Genomic DNA, 16,087 nt, shown 5'->3' with positions numbered 1-16,087 from the left:
ACACTTGTGATGATTTTTATATTCAGAATCTTGTTAAAAATAGACGCTCTCTATCATTCTTTTTTGAACAGAGCCAGTCTTGAAGTGGCAAAATACAGAGGGATGAAGGTAGGTAAAAACTTCAACATGCCTGACAAAGTGTATTTCGGAACAGAACCTTACCTTATCGAAATTGGTGATAATGTGAATATTGCCGGAGATGTAAGGTTTGTAAATCACGGGGGAACCACTACTCTTCTCAGAAAACTTCCGGGCTATGAAGATGCAAGAATACTGGGAAGAATAAAAATCGGAAATAACTGTACCATAGGACTTAATTGTGTAATCATGCAGGATGTACAGATTGGAAACAACTGTATTCTGGGAGCTAATTCTGTACTATCACAGTCTATGCCGGACAATACGGTCTTTATTGGAAACCCGGCACAATTTCTCTGCACCATTGAAGATTATGGAGATATTGTTCTTAAAAACAACCCGGAATATCCCCGTGAACTTGAGAAAGACAGAAAAAAGCTGGATGCTTATATCAAAGAAAATCTTCCTTACAAGTATAAAAAAGCAAGAAAAATTAAATAAATTAATCTTGTAAAATCATAAAATAAACAAATTTGAAAAAGAAAAAACTCCTCATTCGTATAGGTTCATTACGTCATGGTGGTGCTGAGAAAGTATTAATCAATTTTTTGAAAAATCTTCCTCCGGATAAATATGAAGTAGACCTTTTAGTAAATCTCTATTCGGGATTATACATAAAAGAGGTTCCGTCATGGGTGACGCTGTACTATTTGACAAAAGGAGAAATGATCACAACCAACAGGCCGCAGGATATTCCAGTGAAAGCTTACAGAGTGCTTTATCAGAAAATGTTTCTTTGGTTTCCTTCTCTTCTTTATAAATTTGTTTTAAAAAATAAAAAATACGATGTAGAAATTGCTGCTATCCATGCAATGCATCAGGAAATTCTCTCCAGCCCTCAAAAAGATTCAAAAAAAATTATCTGGGTACAGAATGACATTTTTAATCTGAAAGGATACACTCCTGAGCTGATCAGACAGTTTTTTAAGTTTGACAAAATTCTGGTGATTTCCAATAAGCTGCAGGAAGGCATGTTTGAACTGGCAAAAAATGAAGCTGAAAAAGCATCTGTAATTAAGATTTACAACCCGATTGACAAAAATGATACATTAAGAAAGGCAGATATTGAAGTTGAGGATTATCCTTTCAACAATGATCTTCCTACTTTTGTAACGGTAGGAACCGTATATCCCCAGAAAGGCTACGACAGATTGCTTAATGTGCATAAAAGACTTATTGATGAAGGATTTAAACATCAACTTCTGATTATTGGAGACGGGTATGATTTCAATAATATTCAGGATCAGCTCAATAAGCTTGGACTTCAGGAAACTGCAAAAATGCTTGGTTTCAGCAGTAATCCATATCCATACATGAAAAAGGCGGATTTTTATATTATGTCTTCACGGCATGAGGGGTTTCCTACAATTATTGCTGAAGCTCTTATTCTTAACAAACCTATTTCGGCAACAGACATTTCCGGAATCCGGGATCTTCTGCAGGATGGAAAACTGGGAAATATTACCCCGAATTCTGAAGAAGGAATATATGAAGGAATGAAAAAGTTTCTTACGAATAAAAATATCACTGAAGAATACAAAAAACGAATCTCCGAAACCGAGCTTCCTTTTGTTCTGGAAAAATCCGTGGAACACCTTCAGAAAATAATTGATGAAGTATAAAACATTGACAATGGCTGATTATTCGATTATTCAAAAAGACTTTTACAGGGAAAGCGGAAAATGGCTTTCAACATTTCAGATCTGGAAAAAGTGCATCAACCCCAATCTTCATTTTGTCTACATTTTGAGAAAAGCTCAGAAATATCAGAAAACCCCTGTTCTGAATTTTTTCTGGAAAATCGTACTCAGACATTATCAGATCAAATATGGTTTTCAGATTTATCCGGAGACCCAGATTGGCGAAGGTTTTTATTTAGGACATTTCGGAAGCCTTGTCATCAACCCGAAAACAGTGATCGGTAAAAACTGCAATATCGCTCATGGAGTCACTATTGGCCAGCAAAACCGCGGAAAAAATGAAGGTTCTCCTGTTATTGGGGATGAAGTTTGGATAGGCACCAATGCTGTAGTCGTAGGAGGTATTACTATTGGCAATAATGTACTTATTGTTCCGAATTCTTATGTTAATTTCGATGTACCACAGGATTCTATAGTAATGGGAAACCCTGGAAAAATCTTTCCAAATTCAAAAGCGACACAGGGTTATATCAACAATAAGATATAAATCCGTCAATAGCAAAAGATATTAATTTCAGATCTACAGCTTTTTCCAAACAGGCAGACCGGCATCTTCTTTGGTATCCGGAGCGGATCAACAATGTGCAGAGACTAATTGAAATTATTAAGGAACAATCATTCTCGGTATTCTTATGATTGTTTATTGAAAATTTAGAATATTTTAATTCACAAGTCTCAGATTTTGATTTATACTTTGTAATTTTATACTGTTTTTTAAACGTTTGGATTAAACTTATAGATCTCAATAGTTTCAAAATAAAAGTATACTGGAATATTGAATATGATTTTAAGCATATTTTAATATTAAACTTTGTTAAAAGTGATTGATTCTTTAACAAAAATTATATTTTTGCATAATTATTGATTTGGTCTATTGATTTTGAAAATAATTTAAACGAAATAAATAATTATAAACCTTAAAATTTAAATTATGGCACAATCGTACGAAGTTATTTTCGAAAACAACAAAAAATGGGTAGAGTCCAAATTAGCTGAGGATGCTGACTTCTTTCATGAACTTGCAAAAACTCAGCATCCGGATTATCTGTATATCGGATGTTCGGATAGCAGAGCCACTGCAGAAGAACTGATGGGGGCAAAACCAGGTGAGGTATTTGTTTACAGAAACATTGCCAATGTGGTCAATACGTTAGATATGAGTTCCACAGCCGTTATTCAGTATGCTGTAGAACATTTGAAAGTAAAACACATTATTGTTTGCGGACATTACAACTGCGGTGGTGTGAAAGCAGCAATGACTCCTCAGGATCTGGGATTACTGAATCCATGGCTGAGAACCATCCGTGATGTGTACAGACTGCACCAGGCAGAGCTGGATTCTATTGAAGATGAAAGCAAGCGTTATGACAGACTTGTAGAGCTTAACGTTCAGGAGCAGTGCATCAATGTGATCAAAATGGCCTGTGTGCAGGAAAGATACATTTTAGAAGAGTATCCTATTGTGCATGGCTGGGTATTTGACCTTAGAACAGGTAAAATTATTGATCTGGAGATTGATTTTGAGAAAATCCTGAAAGACATCCAAAAGATCTACAATCTTACAAGTTCTGATTGGGTAATGAGCAGAAAGACTAAATAGTTTTTCTAAAAAGAAGGTAAAATGAAATTCTGGAGTATTATTGTATTAACGTTTTTTCTGAATTTTACAGCGCTGCCAGGCATTGCTGCGGTTGCGGGCTGGGATATTGCAAGAACGAATGTAATAATCAATGAAGAAGAACCTCATTCTCACCCATCCTCATTCATTGTTTACGAAAAGACTATTCCGAAACCTTTAGATGTTTTCGATTATCTGAAGTTTTCCGAACCTGATACTCAGGGCGTGTCTTTTGTTCTGATTGATGATTCTTTTCATCTATCACCTTTACTTACTATATTTTCTCCCCCTCCGGAAGCGTAATTCTATAGTTAGATTTTTTGATACTATTTCCATATCATTTTTGATATCGGATACACACGTACTTTAAAAAATTATTTTTTCAACTTTTATAACAGACTTATTTAAAGCAGATAAGCCGGTTATACCTTACAGCTTCACATTATGAAAAAGACATCATTAATAGGAGGAATCAAGGAGAATTTTCCTTCAGGACTCGTGGTATTTTTAGTAGCACTTCCGTTGTGTTTAGGAATTGCTTTAGCATCAGGCGCCCCACCCTTATCCGGTATTATTTCCGGTATCGTAGGCGGTCTGGTAGTAGGAACAATCAGTAATTCAAATATTTCAGTATCAGGTCCCGCAGCAGGTCTGACAGCTATCGTTTTAACAGCAATAACAGATCTTGGCGCATTTGAGCTTTTTCTTTGTGCAGGGATTATTGCAGGACTTATTCAATTGGTTTTAGGGTTTGTGAGAGCCGGAAGCATCTCCAACTATTTTCCGAATAATGTCATTGAAGGAATGCTGGCAGCCATAGGAATCATTATTATTTTAAAACAGATTCCGCATGCATTGGGATTTGATAAAGATTATGAAGGGCACGAATCCATTTTTGATAACGGCCTGAATTTCGGATATTTTACAGAATTGTTTGGAGCGATTCATCCCGGTGCGGTTGTTATTACTTTAATTTCTGTAGCGATACTTATCGCATGGGATAAAATCCACGTTCTGAAAAGGATGAAAATGCTTCCTGGAGCATTGGTTGCCGTCATTGTAAGCATTCTTTTGAACCAATTGTTTAAGATGTCCGGAAGCTCATTGGCTATCGAAACCCAGCATTTGGTTTCTTTACCGGTACCAAAGTCTTTTGATGACTTTAAGAACCTGATTACGACTCCTGATCTTAACGGCTTTACCAATCCTAAAGTATGGATTGTAGGGGCAACAATTGCGATTGTAGCTTCTATTGAAACCTTGCTTTGTATTGAAGCTTCAGATCGTCTGGACAGACAGAGAAGGATTACGGATACCAATCTTGAGCTTAAGGCGCAGGGAATCGGAAACCTTGTAAGTTCATTCATTGGTGGGCTTCCAATGACTTCTGTTGTCGTAAGAAGTTCTGCCAATGCCAATGCAGGAGCGACCTCCAAAATGTCCACCATTATTCATGGTGTCTTCTTATTGATCTGCGTATTGTCTATTCCTGTTGTTTTAAATTTAATTCCGCTAGCAACATTGGCTGCGGTGTTAATTCTGGTAGGATATAAACTGGCAAAGCCGGCCACATTCAAACATTTCTGGCATTTGGGAAAATTTCAGTTTATTCCGTTTGTAGCAACGGTGGTAGCCGTAGTGGCAACAGATCTTTTAAAAGGGGTGGGAATTGGTCTCGCAATCTCTATTTTCTATATCCTTCAGGGAAATATGAAAAGAGCGTATTATTTAAGCAGAGAAAGGCTGGATGATGCAGACGGGATCAATATCAAGCTGGCTGAAGAAGTATCATTTTTAAATAAGGCAGCTATCAAAAAAACACTTAAAAACATAAAACCTAACTCTACAGTAATCATTGATGCAAGAAGCACTTCCTACATTGCAACCGATGTACTGGAAATGATTCAGGACTTTGCCAATATCCGCGCCAAGGAACAAGACATCAATGTAGAACTGATAGGCTTTAAAACTTCATACAGAGATTACGAAAGAAGTCAGGATTCCCATATTCTGGTTACCCACAAAAGGGCTATGTAATCTCCATTATTAATTAATTTTTTTAACTTTAAATTCGAAAACAATAAAAATATGAAAGCACATACACACGAAACCCAATCTACTATTACCCCTGAGAAAGCGTTAGAGTTCTTAAAAGAAGGAAACCAGAGATTTGTGAACAATCTTAAAGCAAACAGAGACCTTCTTGAACAGGTGAATGCAACCCGTGAGGGACAGTGGCCTTTTGCTGTAGTATTAAGCTGTATAGACAGCCGTACCTCTGCAGAGCTTATCTTTGATCAGGGATTAGGAGACATCTTCAGTATCAGAATTGCCGGTAACTTTGTGAATCAGGACATTCTGGGATCTATGGAATTTGGGTGTAATGTTGCAGGGTCCAAACTTATTGTCGTATTAGGGCATACCAAGTGTGGAGCTTTGAAAGGAGGTCTTGACGCTGCAAAAATTGAAGGTATGGGAATGGACAACCTGAACCACCTTATCAATCACTTCAATCCAATCATCAATGAAATTATTGAAGAGAATGAAGAGCGTTCATCTAACAACAGCTCTCTTCTTGAAAGGCTTAATCAGCAAAATGTAAGAAGTGCGATTGAAGATATCCGCAAGCAAAGTTCAACACTTAAAAATCTTGAAGCTGAAGGTAAAATTAAAATCGTTGGCGCCAATTACGATGTTGAAACAGGTGCTGTAACCTGGTTATAAGAAGCAAATTCATTTAATTCCAATTATAGTTTACAGAAATGCCATCGGAATCCGATGGCATTTATTTTTTATTACGTTATATATATTATAAAAGTAAATATTTAAAAAGAAATTGTGTTGAACTGACAAGATCAACGATATATTTCATTTTAAAGAGATTTAATTTTCATTATCAAATGATTAATTATATATTGCAATATTATTTTTTTTAATAAAGAAGCTTTTAAAAATCAATACTAGAAAGATAGTTAATGTAATTATTCGTAATTACACTGTTTCAATAGTATTAGTAATTTTTCTTCTTATATATTTTAGTATAAAGAGAAAAAAAATACGATATGATTTGTTGCTATGCTCTATTACTGAGAAAGACTAAAATACCAAGATCTCAAATGAACAGAAAATGAACATAATAAGGATAATTATTACAAAAAAAGGGAATTTAATTGATTGATAAGGTGAGACAATAAGTCAGCCGAATAAAAACTATAACAGATGAATAAGAGAAATTATGTTTCTATACTTAATTTCTTATATGCACAGAATCTCCTTATATCTTACGTGCAGGGCTTATAAAGCCTAAGGTCCTTAGACTATTTATTTGATGCACTGATTGAAATCAGGCTATACCATTAACCTAAAAACAAAAGCTATGAAAAGTTTCTATCGCTCAGGATAATAATTTTCTGTCACTCAAGATACTATTAAGTAATTCGATATAGGATGGCAAATCTAATTTTAATTTTAAAAACAATACACAATGAAGAAACTTTATATGGATACACCTTCTGGATATGTCACTCTGGGTATGTCGGCTCAGAGAATTTTATTACAAAGGAAAATCTTTCCATTAATTTGTTTAATGATCGGAATTTGGGGATATTCCCAAACGGAAGTTTATTTCAAATATGACGAAGCAGGCAGCCAGAAATACCGTGGACCTGAAGACATTGCAGGAAAATCTTCGTCACAACTAAAAACCGCCTCACTGTTCACAACACAGATGATGGATGAAAAAACATTTTGGAAGCAGGTTCGTTTATATCCGGTTCCTGTTAATGATGTTTTAACCATCGATTGGACAGAGGAAACAGACAAACTCATAGAATCTGTTTCTCTTTATCAGCATAGCACAATTCACTGGAAATTTCAACAACAAAATATTCCTGGCCTTAACAGGCAGTTGAAAATTAACATGACAGGTTACGATTGGGGTGTATACGTACTACGCTTTACTCTGAAAGACGGAAGGATATTCAGTAAAAACATCACTAAAAGATAAAGTGCATCATGAAAAAAACTAATAATAAGAAGATACAGATATTTTCTGCGTTGCTATTATCTTTCACTTCGATATTCTGCTTTTCACAGAATTTTCATGATACTAAGGGAAATATTGAAGTCAACAGAGTTGGACAGTTAGAGTTCTCTTTACCACTGGACTTACCTCCTGGCATTAAAACAGTATCACCCCAGATAGGTTTAGTGTATAACAGTGAATCTGGTAATGGTATAGCCGGTTATGGATGGAGTATTTCCGGAATAACTACTATCAGCAGAACAGGTAAGAATATTGAAAACGAAGGAGAGGTAAAGGGAGTTCAGATGGATTTCTCTGATTATTACAGTTTTAACGGTAAAAGACTGGTACTAAAATCAGGTGTATACGGCAAAGACGGTGCTGAGTATGTTACAGAAAAATATTCCAATACAAAATTTAGATCTATAGGAACTGCTGCCGGATGGTATGGCCCGGAATATTGGGAAGTTACTTTTGAGGATGGTTCTCAGGCGTGGTATGGCCGTAATCCAGTTGCCAGAGTACCAAATGAATATAATATAAGCGAATGGAAAGATCCGCAAGGAAATTACATTACTTACAGTTATGTCCAGGGAACCCGTACTGCCATGATAAGCAGCATCAGCTGGGGTGGGAATATGGATCTGAATACCCCTCATATGAACACCATCCAGTTCTCCTATAATGACAGAGAATTGAAAGAAGAATCTTATGTGCAGGGCCTCAAATCTTACCAAAGCAAGATTCTTTCTGAGGTAAAGGTACTTACCAATAATAGTCAATTTAAGCGGTACAGCATAGAGTATACTGGCAATGGAACCAATTATCAGTTTGTGGGAAAAATTACCGAGTATAACGCCAATAATGAAGCGGCTAATCCGGTTACTTTCGGTTACCCATCTATGGTCAATTCTTCTTATGCAGAATATACGGCAGAGCCTGATCCCTTTAATGACGTTAAATTGGTAGCAGATTTTAATGGAGATTCTTATCTGGACTTCCTGATGAATAACGGTACAGTAAAGCTAGGGGCTTTTAACGAAACTTTTACAACCGTTTCTACAGGTAAAACTTTTGCTGGTAATGCTAAAGTAGTTAGTACACTATTAGACGAAGAAGGTCAGGTCTATAATGGAAATGGAATTGTTGAATATAAAGACAGTAGAATTTATGGATATATTTTTAGAAACAATGATTTTGTAAAAGTATTCGATAAAAGTCTGGGGAATACTGTTTTTAACGGACAAGGTGATAATTTAATTCTTGAAGTAGGCGATTTTAATGGGGATGGTATACCCGATGCTTTTCTTGATGATGGTGCCCCGACAGGGTTTAATGTAAAAGGTATTGTAGACCTAAAAAACCCGGCTACTCCTTTAATTGGATTGCTGCTTGATGCCGGAATTAATGAAAGCGGATATAAGGATCGGAAGTATTTGGATATAGATGGAGACGGAAAGGTAGAAATTATTAGCGTAGCAGATTCACAATATACCGTTTTTGAATTTGTAAAATACAGTACTAATACATACCTGCAGAAAATAAAATTTTCCGGAAACCTGCTGGAAGCCAAAGATCCAGAATTTCCTGTGTTATATGGAGATTATAATGGAGATGGAAAACTCGATTTTGCTATTCCTATTACTGATTATGCTATAGGAAAACCTGATGACTGGAGGTTTTACATGGGAACCGATAAAGGGTTTAATCCTTTCTTAAAACAGGAATTTTTTACCTACAGAAAGTTCCAGAAAGAGATGACTAGTAATTATGCAAAATTTGTTAAAGAATATTTCTTTTCGGTTACCGATATGAACAAGGATGGAAAATCTGATATTGTACAAGTATTTTCCTATAACCAGATCAATATGTTCAACGCAGGTGGATCAAGGGATTTCGGTTATGTTGTAAGTGCGAAGATGGCTAATGGATCAGATGTTAACGGAACACCGGGCTTTACTCCCAACTGGTCATTTCAAAGTCCAACATATAGCACACAGGACCTGCTTGATCTTACCTTGTTTACTCCCATTACCAATTCAATAAAGTCCGGGAATAACTATTATAATGTCTTTTTATACTGGAAGCAGTTCCTGAAAAAAATAAAAGGGCCTACTCCTGTTTCTGAATTGGCCAGGATGACTTCTATTACACAAGGAGGAGTAACTACCAATGTAAAATACCTGGAAGTAGTTCCAGGCAATACCATAACTCCTGACTTCTACAAGAAAGAAAAGAAAGAAATTTATCCTAATTATGCCATGACAAGGGTAGATCAAGCTTATGCCGTGTCTCAGCTTATAGAAGAAGGCAGAAAGCAGGATTTCCGTTACAGGGGGCTTGTAGGAAACCTGCAGGGAAAAAAATTATTAGGCTTTCAGCAGATTGCCCGCTCTTCCTGGTATGCTGACGGATTTGAAAATACTAAAATCTGGTCTGGATCAGAAATAGATCCAAACTTAGATGGAGCGCCAGTAAAAGAATGGAGTATCAGGACCAACAATGAAAGTAATATTTTCCCGGCAGATATTTCAGAGAATAATACCCAGCTGTTGAGTTTTGAATCCGTACAATACAAAGTAGATAAGCTGCTAAACGGGCAAGTCGTTACCTCTATACCTTCAGGATATCAATCCAAAATTGTTACTGCGATTGTTCCCAAGTTTACAAAAACTAAAGATTTTTTAACCGGAACATTCACTCAGAAAGTAACGACCTATGAGAACTATTACCTTCCTGCCAAAATTGAAATCAATACCAACAATGGTTACGGAGTATCTACCACTGAGTTCGACTACACCCATAATATTGGAGGAACAGGAAATAATTATTACGTTGGAAGACCAACAAACAAGGCTGAAAAGATAGAAGCATATGGTGATGTACAGAGTACTTTTACAACTTATACCTATGACAATAACCTTTTGCAAAACAGCCAGTTTTTCCCAGGAAATAATGCGACTCAAGCATTAACAGAAGAATATTCGTATGATGGCTTTGGGAATATTACGAGTAAAAAGACAATTTCAGGCTTAGATGGAAATTCAAAAACTCAGAAAGATGAGTATGATCCTACGGGAAGATTTATCATTAAAAAAACGGATAATCTCGGACTGGAAACCGGGTTTACCTATAACAGCCTGGGACAGGTCCTGACCCAAACAGATCCGAGTGGAAATACCCTCACCAATATCTATGATGTATGGGGTAAACTCCTGAGTTCTGCATCCAGCTTAGCAGGAACAACAACTTACCAGTATGCTAAAGACAACCAATACAATGAAACCATTACCCGCAATGATCCTGATGGAGATATAGCAAAAGTTTTTACCAACAAGCTTGGACAGGAATACAAAACATCTTCCAAAGCCTTTGCTCAGGGACAGTATGTTTCTAAGGATGCGCAGTATGACGTACTTGGGAGAATGATCAAGGAATCTGAACCTTATTTTGACGGCCAGGGAGCCACTCAGTGGAACACTTTTGTATATGATGATACGGTATTTCCTGCTAAGGTTAAAGCTACAGCATTTACCGGCAAGCAGACAGAGACCATTATATCTGGGCTTACCACAACAGTGAAAGAAACCAGTCCGTTGGATTACGGCAGGACAACTTCCCGGACACTTGATGCTTTAGGAAATGTACTATCATCCACCGATAAAGGCGGAACAGTACAATTTTCTTATAATGCAGTAGGTCAGCAAATCCAAGCAAAATATGCGGAGCATATTGTGACTACCCTATACGATGACTGGGGCAATAAAATACGGGTAGAAGATCCTTCAACCGGTGTATATGAATACCAATATCTTGGTTATATGGGGGCTTTGTCAAGAGTAATAAGCCCAAAAGGTGAAAAAAGGTTTCAATACAACAGTCTTGGGCAGCTTATCCTACAGAATGAAAAGTCTACCACTGGAAGCGAAACTGATAAAGCGATAAATTTCTCCTATAACAATAAGGGAAGACTTACTGTAAAAGAAGGAACCTCCAATGGAAAAAAATATTCGTATACCATAAATTATGATCCGCAAGGACGGACAATTGCTTCTTTCCAGGAAACTCCTGAAGCCTACTTTTCACACAAGAATGTTGTCTATGACAGCAAGGGAAGAGTAAGTTCCTATGAAAAGGCAATACAAACATCTACCGGAACAACTAATGTTTCTATTGAAAATCTGTACAATGCCTGGAATGGTGAGCTCTACCAGGTTAAGGAAAAGACATCAGGAAAAGTTTTATGGGAACTTAAAGAAACCAATGCAAAAGGACTGCTAGTAAAAGCTAAGCTGGGTGCAGCAGAGATAGTGAATGCTTATGATTCTAACGGATTTTTGATCAATGTTAATCATTCTTCCACAGTTAAGCCAGATATCCTTAAAATCTCTTATTCTTTTGATGCAATTAAAAATGAGCTTAAGAATAGAAAATCAGGTAGCCTTACTACGGAATACTTTTATTATGATGATAACAACCGCCTAGTAAATTGGATAGATCCGATAACAGGAAATATGCCTTCAACAAACAGAAATATCTATGATGTAAAAGGCAGAATCTTGGTAAATGATCAGGTGGGGACTATTAAATATGAAAATGCAGACAAGATTTACCAAGCTACTGGTATGACTCTGAACAATGAAGGGATACAAAATTATGATCAGGATTTAGTGCAAACTGTACTTTATAATGAGAATAATGACCCAGTATTCATTAATGGGGAAAGAGGCGATGTTGCATTTGAGTACGGATTAACCGGGATGAGACAAAGAGTTACCTATGGAGGAAACTTTAATGCAGATGACAGTGGGAAATTTACCCGGTTGTATAGTGAGGAAGGAAGCTTTGAAGTGGTAAAAAATAATCTTACCGGAGAAGAAAAACGCATCATTTATATTGAGGGAAGCCCATATGAAAGCAATATTGTATTTTTGAAAAACTTTGATGAGATCACAGGATCATTTAAATTCCTACATAAGGATTATCTCGGAAGTATATTAGCCATCAGTGATGAGGAAGGCTATGTACAGGAACAAAGGCATTATGATGCGTGGGGAAACTTTACCCACTTACAGATTGGGACCAGTATAATAGCTGTTGGTAAAGCCAATATTGAAGAAACTTTAGAGGCGTGGGGAACACCACTTCTGATAGACAGAGGCTATACCGGTCACGAGCATTTTATGGAAGTAGGCATCATCCACATGAATGGAAGGCTCTATGATCCGCTTCTCAGAAGGTTCCTGAATGCGGATGAAAATATCCAGGACCCATTCAATACTCAGATCTATAACAGGTATGGGTATGTGATGAATAATCCACTAATCTACAATGATCCAAATGGAGAATTTGCATGGATTGTTGTAGGAGCAATTGTAGGTGGCTATTTAACAGGAGTAAAAGCGAATGGTTCATGGAATCCAGTAAAATGGAACTGGGGAGCGACCTGGGGAAAAATTGCGATGGGAGCTGCTGTAGGGGCATTCACCGGAGGTGTTGGAGCAGCTGTTGGTTCAGCATCCCTTGCTGCCGCAGGCGCCTATGGAATCCAGGGCGGTCTTCTGGGAGGAGCTATTGCAGGAGCTTCAGGAGGAGCCGTTGCAGGAGCTATTAACGGATTTGCCACTGCCGTAATGTTTGGAGAAGATGTGATAGAGGGAACGGTAATGGGCGGCTTATCCGGTGCTGCTATAGGAGGAGCTGCAGGTGCAATCACTGGAGGTATTGGCCAAATTCTCCAAAATGCAAAGGCAGCTCAAATAGGAGCTCCACAAGGAACAATCTTAAAAGGTGCTCCAATTGAAGTAGGAAGAACTCAATGGACTCTAAACAATACACCAAAAACTACCACTGTTGGAGCAACTCCTGTGAAAACTACCCCTATAGAAATTGGGGATATTGGTGTCAGTACTGATCAATATGTAGCGACAAAGATTGTGAACGAACAACCAGTAAAAGTTTATGAGGAAGGGCCACAAAAAATATTCAAAGGAAATTATGCTAGTAATGAAGGAGCATCAAAGACAACCACTTCATTACGCAAAGTTGGCACAGTTTTAGAAAGTGTTGATGATGTTATGGCTAACCCTAATCTTTTAGATGGAAAATCCTATGGATATGTACGTAGCATTTTAGGTAATTCAAAGAATTGGGTTAATGATGTTATGAGACGAAGTACTCGAGCAAATGGTTGGGTACTTCGTGAAATGAATCAGACAGGTAATGATTTTACAGGAAGAATGATACAATATCATCCAGGTACCCCAAGACATTTCAATGGTATGCCATATTGGAAAGTATCATCAGGAAATGGAACTTTTAGAATACCCTTAAATCCATAAATATGAAAAATCAATATAAAAAAATAGTAGAAAGTTTAAAATTATTAGCATCTTCGTTAGAGGAACAGGAGAAATATTTACCCGATTTTGCAGATGTTCCAGATGATGTTACATCAAGTTTTGAAAATGTCTTTTTATTATTACCTTCTCTTATCGAAAATAATAAATTTTCCAACGCTTCAATAGCATCGATTTTACGTTTGAATATTAAAATACAATGGTGTTTAAGAAATGTTGATTTGGATGATTTTTCAAATTCAGAGTGGAATAAAGTAAGAGAAATGGCAAAAAATACTCTTCAAATAATGGGGGAACCTTTTGGAAAACCCGATCTCAATTATATATGAAAAAACTTATAAAAAATTCACAAGTTTAGCAAAATAATATTATAAATGATTTGAAGAGTCAAACATTTTAGCAAAGTGGAAAAAATTGATATTTCTAAATCAGAAGATTTTACCTAAGATTTTAGGAAATCCAGTATAGATTTGGCTAATAAATCACTCTTAAAATGATCAAAGATGACTACCTCTTTTTTGAGGTAGTCATTCTTTTAAATAAAATATTATTATATTTAGCTCCTCTTGATTCTAATTCTGAATTATTTTCCGTTAAAAGCAGACATCGTATTATTCAATCCGGCAAAAACGAAAGAAAGAGCGGCTTTGGAAAAGGTTTCAATTCTTTCGGTAAGCTTTTCAGCTTCTTCTTCATTCCAGGTTCCTAATACATAATCTACCTGTCGACCGGCAGCAAAGTCTGCAGAGATCCCGAAGCGAAGCCTGGCGTAGTTTTGAGTCTGCAATACTTCATTGATATTTTTAAGTCCGTTATGACCCGCATCAGATCCTTTTCCTTTCAATCTTAAAGTTCCGAAAGGAAGGGCAAGGTCATCGGTAACAATGAGCACATTCTCCAAAGGAATGTTTTCTTTCTGCATCCAGTACTTCACAGCATTTCCCGAAAGATTCATATAAGTATCAGGTTTAAGGACAAAAACTTTTCTTCCTTTATGTTTTCCTTCTGCCAGACATCCGAAATTCGATGTATTGAATGATACTTCAAGGGTTTCTGCTATTTTATCGGCTACTTTAAAGCCTATATTATGTCGTGTATTTTCATATTCTGAGCCTTTGTTCCCAAGCCCTACGATTAAATATTTCATCAGAAATTTTTTGCAAAATTAAGGGATAAAAAATAAAAAACTCAATCCTAGTAAGATTGAGTTTGAATATTGTTAAAAAAATTCTTTATTGTGGTTTGTAGATGTAATTAACGCCATATCCTTTTGTCATATAAGTCTGAGGATCGTAAACGTAATTTGTACTCTTAACAATCGGAGTCGGAATTGGTGGCGTAAGATCTGTCACCGACCATCTCTTAGGATTGTTTGGAGATAAGATAAGACTTTCTTTGTCATTGATTTCTGTAGATAATAATCTTGAAATCTTATAGACATGTGGTAATAATGTGAATGGGCTCACCTGTTCATCATAGGCATAATATTCGTAGCTATATTTTCCTGTAGCAGCTCCAAAATTATTTCCAGAAGTACCAATTATTTTACCATAATATCTTATTACTTTAGATACGTTATCTCCCACATAAGTATAAGCTGTTCTGGAATAATCAGTAAAGATAAACTGCGCTCCAGGGGCATCAGGTCCATTTCTCATAATTATTGAATCCAATTTCCCAGTAGAAGTGCTGTAGTATGTTTCATAAGATGTTTTCTCTTTTCTCAGCAAAGTCTGTGGCCCTGGAGTTGTTGCAGGCGGAACAGGTGGGGGTCTTCTGAAGATAGAACGGTTTTCAGAAATCTTCTGCAGCTTGTTATTATTGGCATAAGTGAATAATTGAGTGTATGATACACTGTCTTTATCCAGCTTCCCGTTTCCGTCAAGATCAAGAAAACCATTGAAGTTAATCTGGCTGATTTTATCACCACTGTACATAATATCAGTAACAGAAGCACTGTCTGTGATTACTTTGGTCACAAGAAGTCCGCTGTAACGATATTCTGCGATAGTATCTTTATCTGTAATTTCTCTGTATAATGCTCTGGGACCGCTTAATCCTCCTGTATCGTTAAGATCCAACAATGGATTTCCATCCTCATCCAACATGTCCTTGCAGGAATGAATTGAGGAAAACCCTGCGATCAGTAAAATAAAATAGAAAATTTGTTTCATTTCCTTGTAATTGATTATTTTTTTGACAAATATAATTTTTTTTTGCCTAAAAATTGTATTATTATTTATATTAT

12 protein-coding genes are annotated in these 16,087 nt (G+C 36.5%); 10 read left to right on the top strand and 2 right to left on the bottom strand.

Annotation, left to right across the window (positions count from 1 at the left end; translation table 11 throughout):
• The first annotated feature begins 9 nt into the window (after positions 1-9).
• From EL165_RS17685 to EL165_RS17640, 10 genes are all read left to right on the top strand, one after another.
• Positions 10-579, top strand: coding sequence for an acyltransferase (locus tag EL165_RS17685; RefSeq protein WP_002982875.1), 570 nt, complete (start codon positions 10-12; stop codon positions 577-579).
• Between the two features lie 32 nt (positions 580-611).
• Complete coding sequence (locus EL165_RS17680) at positions 612-1,760, top strand: glycosyltransferase (RefSeq protein ID WP_002982872.1); 1,149 nt, start codon at positions 612-614, stop codon at positions 1,758-1,760.
• Positions 1,761-1,770: 10 nt separating this feature from the next.
• Positions 1,771-2,325, top strand: a complete 555-nt coding sequence (locus tag EL165_RS17675) for a serine acetyltransferase (protein ID WP_041462041.1) — start codon at positions 1,771-1,773, stop codon at positions 2,323-2,325.
• A 444-nt stretch (positions 2,326-2,769) separates the two neighbouring features.
• Positions 2,770-3,438, top strand: coding sequence for a carbonic anhydrase (locus EL165_RS17670; protein ID WP_002982867.1), 669 nt, complete (start codon positions 2,770-2,772; stop codon positions 3,436-3,438).
• Positions 3,439-3,459: 21 nt separating this feature from the next.
• A complete protein-coding gene (locus tag EL165_RS17665) occupies positions 3,460-3,759 on the top strand; it encodes a hypothetical protein (protein WP_002982865.1) in 300 nt (99 codons plus the stop codon).
• A gap of 141 nt (positions 3,760-3,900) precedes the next feature.
• Positions 3,901-5,493, top strand: a complete 1,593-nt coding sequence (locus EL165_RS17660) for a SulP family inorganic anion transporter (RefSeq protein WP_002982862.1) — start codon at positions 3,901-3,903, stop codon at positions 5,491-5,493.
• Positions 5,494-5,544: 51 nt separating this feature from the next.
• Positions 5,545-6,180, top strand: coding sequence for a carbonic anhydrase (locus tag EL165_RS17655; protein WP_002982859.1), 636 nt, complete (start codon positions 5,545-5,547; stop codon positions 6,178-6,180).
• 760 nt (positions 6,181-6,940) lie between these two features.
• Positions 6,941-7,462 (top strand): T9SS type A sorting domain-containing protein, encoded by a 522-nt coding sequence (locus EL165_RS17650; RefSeq protein WP_002982857.1) that lies wholly within the window; start codon positions 6,941-6,943, stop codon positions 7,460-7,462.
• Between the two features lie 8 nt (positions 7,463-7,470).
• Complete coding sequence (locus EL165_RS17645; protein ID WP_002982855.1) at positions 7,471-13,821, top strand: FG-GAP-like repeat-containing protein; 6,351 nt, start codon at positions 7,471-7,473, stop codon at positions 13,819-13,821.
• A gap of 2 nt (positions 13,822-13,823) precedes the next feature.
• Positions 13,824-14,168, top strand: coding sequence for a hypothetical protein (locus tag EL165_RS17640; protein ID WP_002982852.1), 345 nt, complete (start codon positions 13,824-13,826; stop codon positions 14,166-14,168).
• Positions 14,169-14,422: 254 nt separating this feature from the next.
• Here EL165_RS17640 and pth read toward each other — a convergent pair whose 3' ends face one another.
• Both pth and EL165_RS17630 read right to left on the bottom strand, forming a co-directional pair.
• Positions 14,423-14,986, bottom strand: coding sequence for an aminoacyl-tRNA hydrolase (gene pth / locus EL165_RS17635; RefSeq protein WP_002982849.1), 564 nt, complete (start codon positions 14,984-14,986; stop codon positions 14,423-14,425).
• An 85-nt stretch (positions 14,987-15,071) separates the two neighbouring features.
• Positions 15,072-16,013, bottom strand: coding sequence for a hypothetical protein (locus tag EL165_RS17630; RefSeq protein WP_002982846.1), 942 nt, complete (start codon positions 16,011-16,013; stop codon positions 15,072-15,074).
• Between the last annotated feature and the right edge of the window lie 74 nt (positions 16,014-16,087).

It is taken from the genome of Chryseobacterium gleum (genome assembly GCF_900636535.1).
GTDB classification, from domain to species: domain Bacteria; phylum Bacteroidota; class Bacteroidia; order Flavobacteriales; family Weeksellaceae; genus Chryseobacterium; species Chryseobacterium gleum.
Note: the sequence above shows the minus strand (reverse complement) of the source record. Positions and strands in the feature narration are given on the sequence as shown.

What these genes read in the sequence shown, in the direction of transcription:
- EL165_RS17675 (WP_041462041.1), top strand. Translation starts at nt 1,771, where the DNA reads ATGGCTGATTATTCGATTATTCAAAAAGACTTTTACAGGGAAAGCGGA.
- EL165_RS17665 (WP_002982865.1), top strand. Translation starts at nt 3,460, where the DNA reads ATGAAATTCTGGAGTATTATTGTATTAACGTTTTTTCTGAATTTTACA.
- EL165_RS17650 (WP_002982857.1), top strand. Translation starts at nt 6,941, where the DNA reads ATGAAGAAACTTTATATGGATACACCTTCTGGATATGTCACTCTGGGT.
- EL165_RS17660 (WP_002982862.1), top strand. Translation starts at nt 3,901, where the DNA reads ATGAAAAAGACATCATTAATAGGAGGAATCAAGGAGAATTTTCCTTCA.
- pth (WP_002982849.1), bottom strand. Translation starts at nt 14,986, where the DNA reads ATGAAATATTTAATCGTAGGGCTTGGGAACAAAGGCTCAGAATATGAA.
- EL165_RS17685 (WP_002982875.1), top strand. Translation starts at nt 10, where the DNA reads ATGATTTTTATATTCAGAATCTTGTTAAAAATAGACGCTCTCTATCAT.
- EL165_RS17640 (WP_002982852.1), top strand. Translation starts at nt 13,824, where the DNA reads ATGAAAAATCAATATAAAAAAATAGTAGAAAGTTTAAAATTATTAGCA.
- EL165_RS17645 (WP_002982855.1), top strand. Translation starts at nt 7,471, where the DNA reads ATGAAAAAAACTAATAATAAGAAGATACAGATATTTTCTGCGTTGCTA.
- EL165_RS17630 (WP_002982846.1), bottom strand. Translation starts at nt 16,013, where the DNA reads ATGAAACAAATTTTCTATTTTATTTTACTGATCGCAGGGTTTTCCTCA.
- EL165_RS17655 (WP_002982859.1), top strand. Translation starts at nt 5,545, where the DNA reads ATGAAAGCACATACACACGAAACCCAATCTACTATTACCCCTGAGAAA.
- EL165_RS17670 (WP_002982867.1), top strand. Translation starts at nt 2,770, where the DNA reads ATGGCACAATCGTACGAAGTTATTTTCGAAAACAACAAAAAATGGGTA.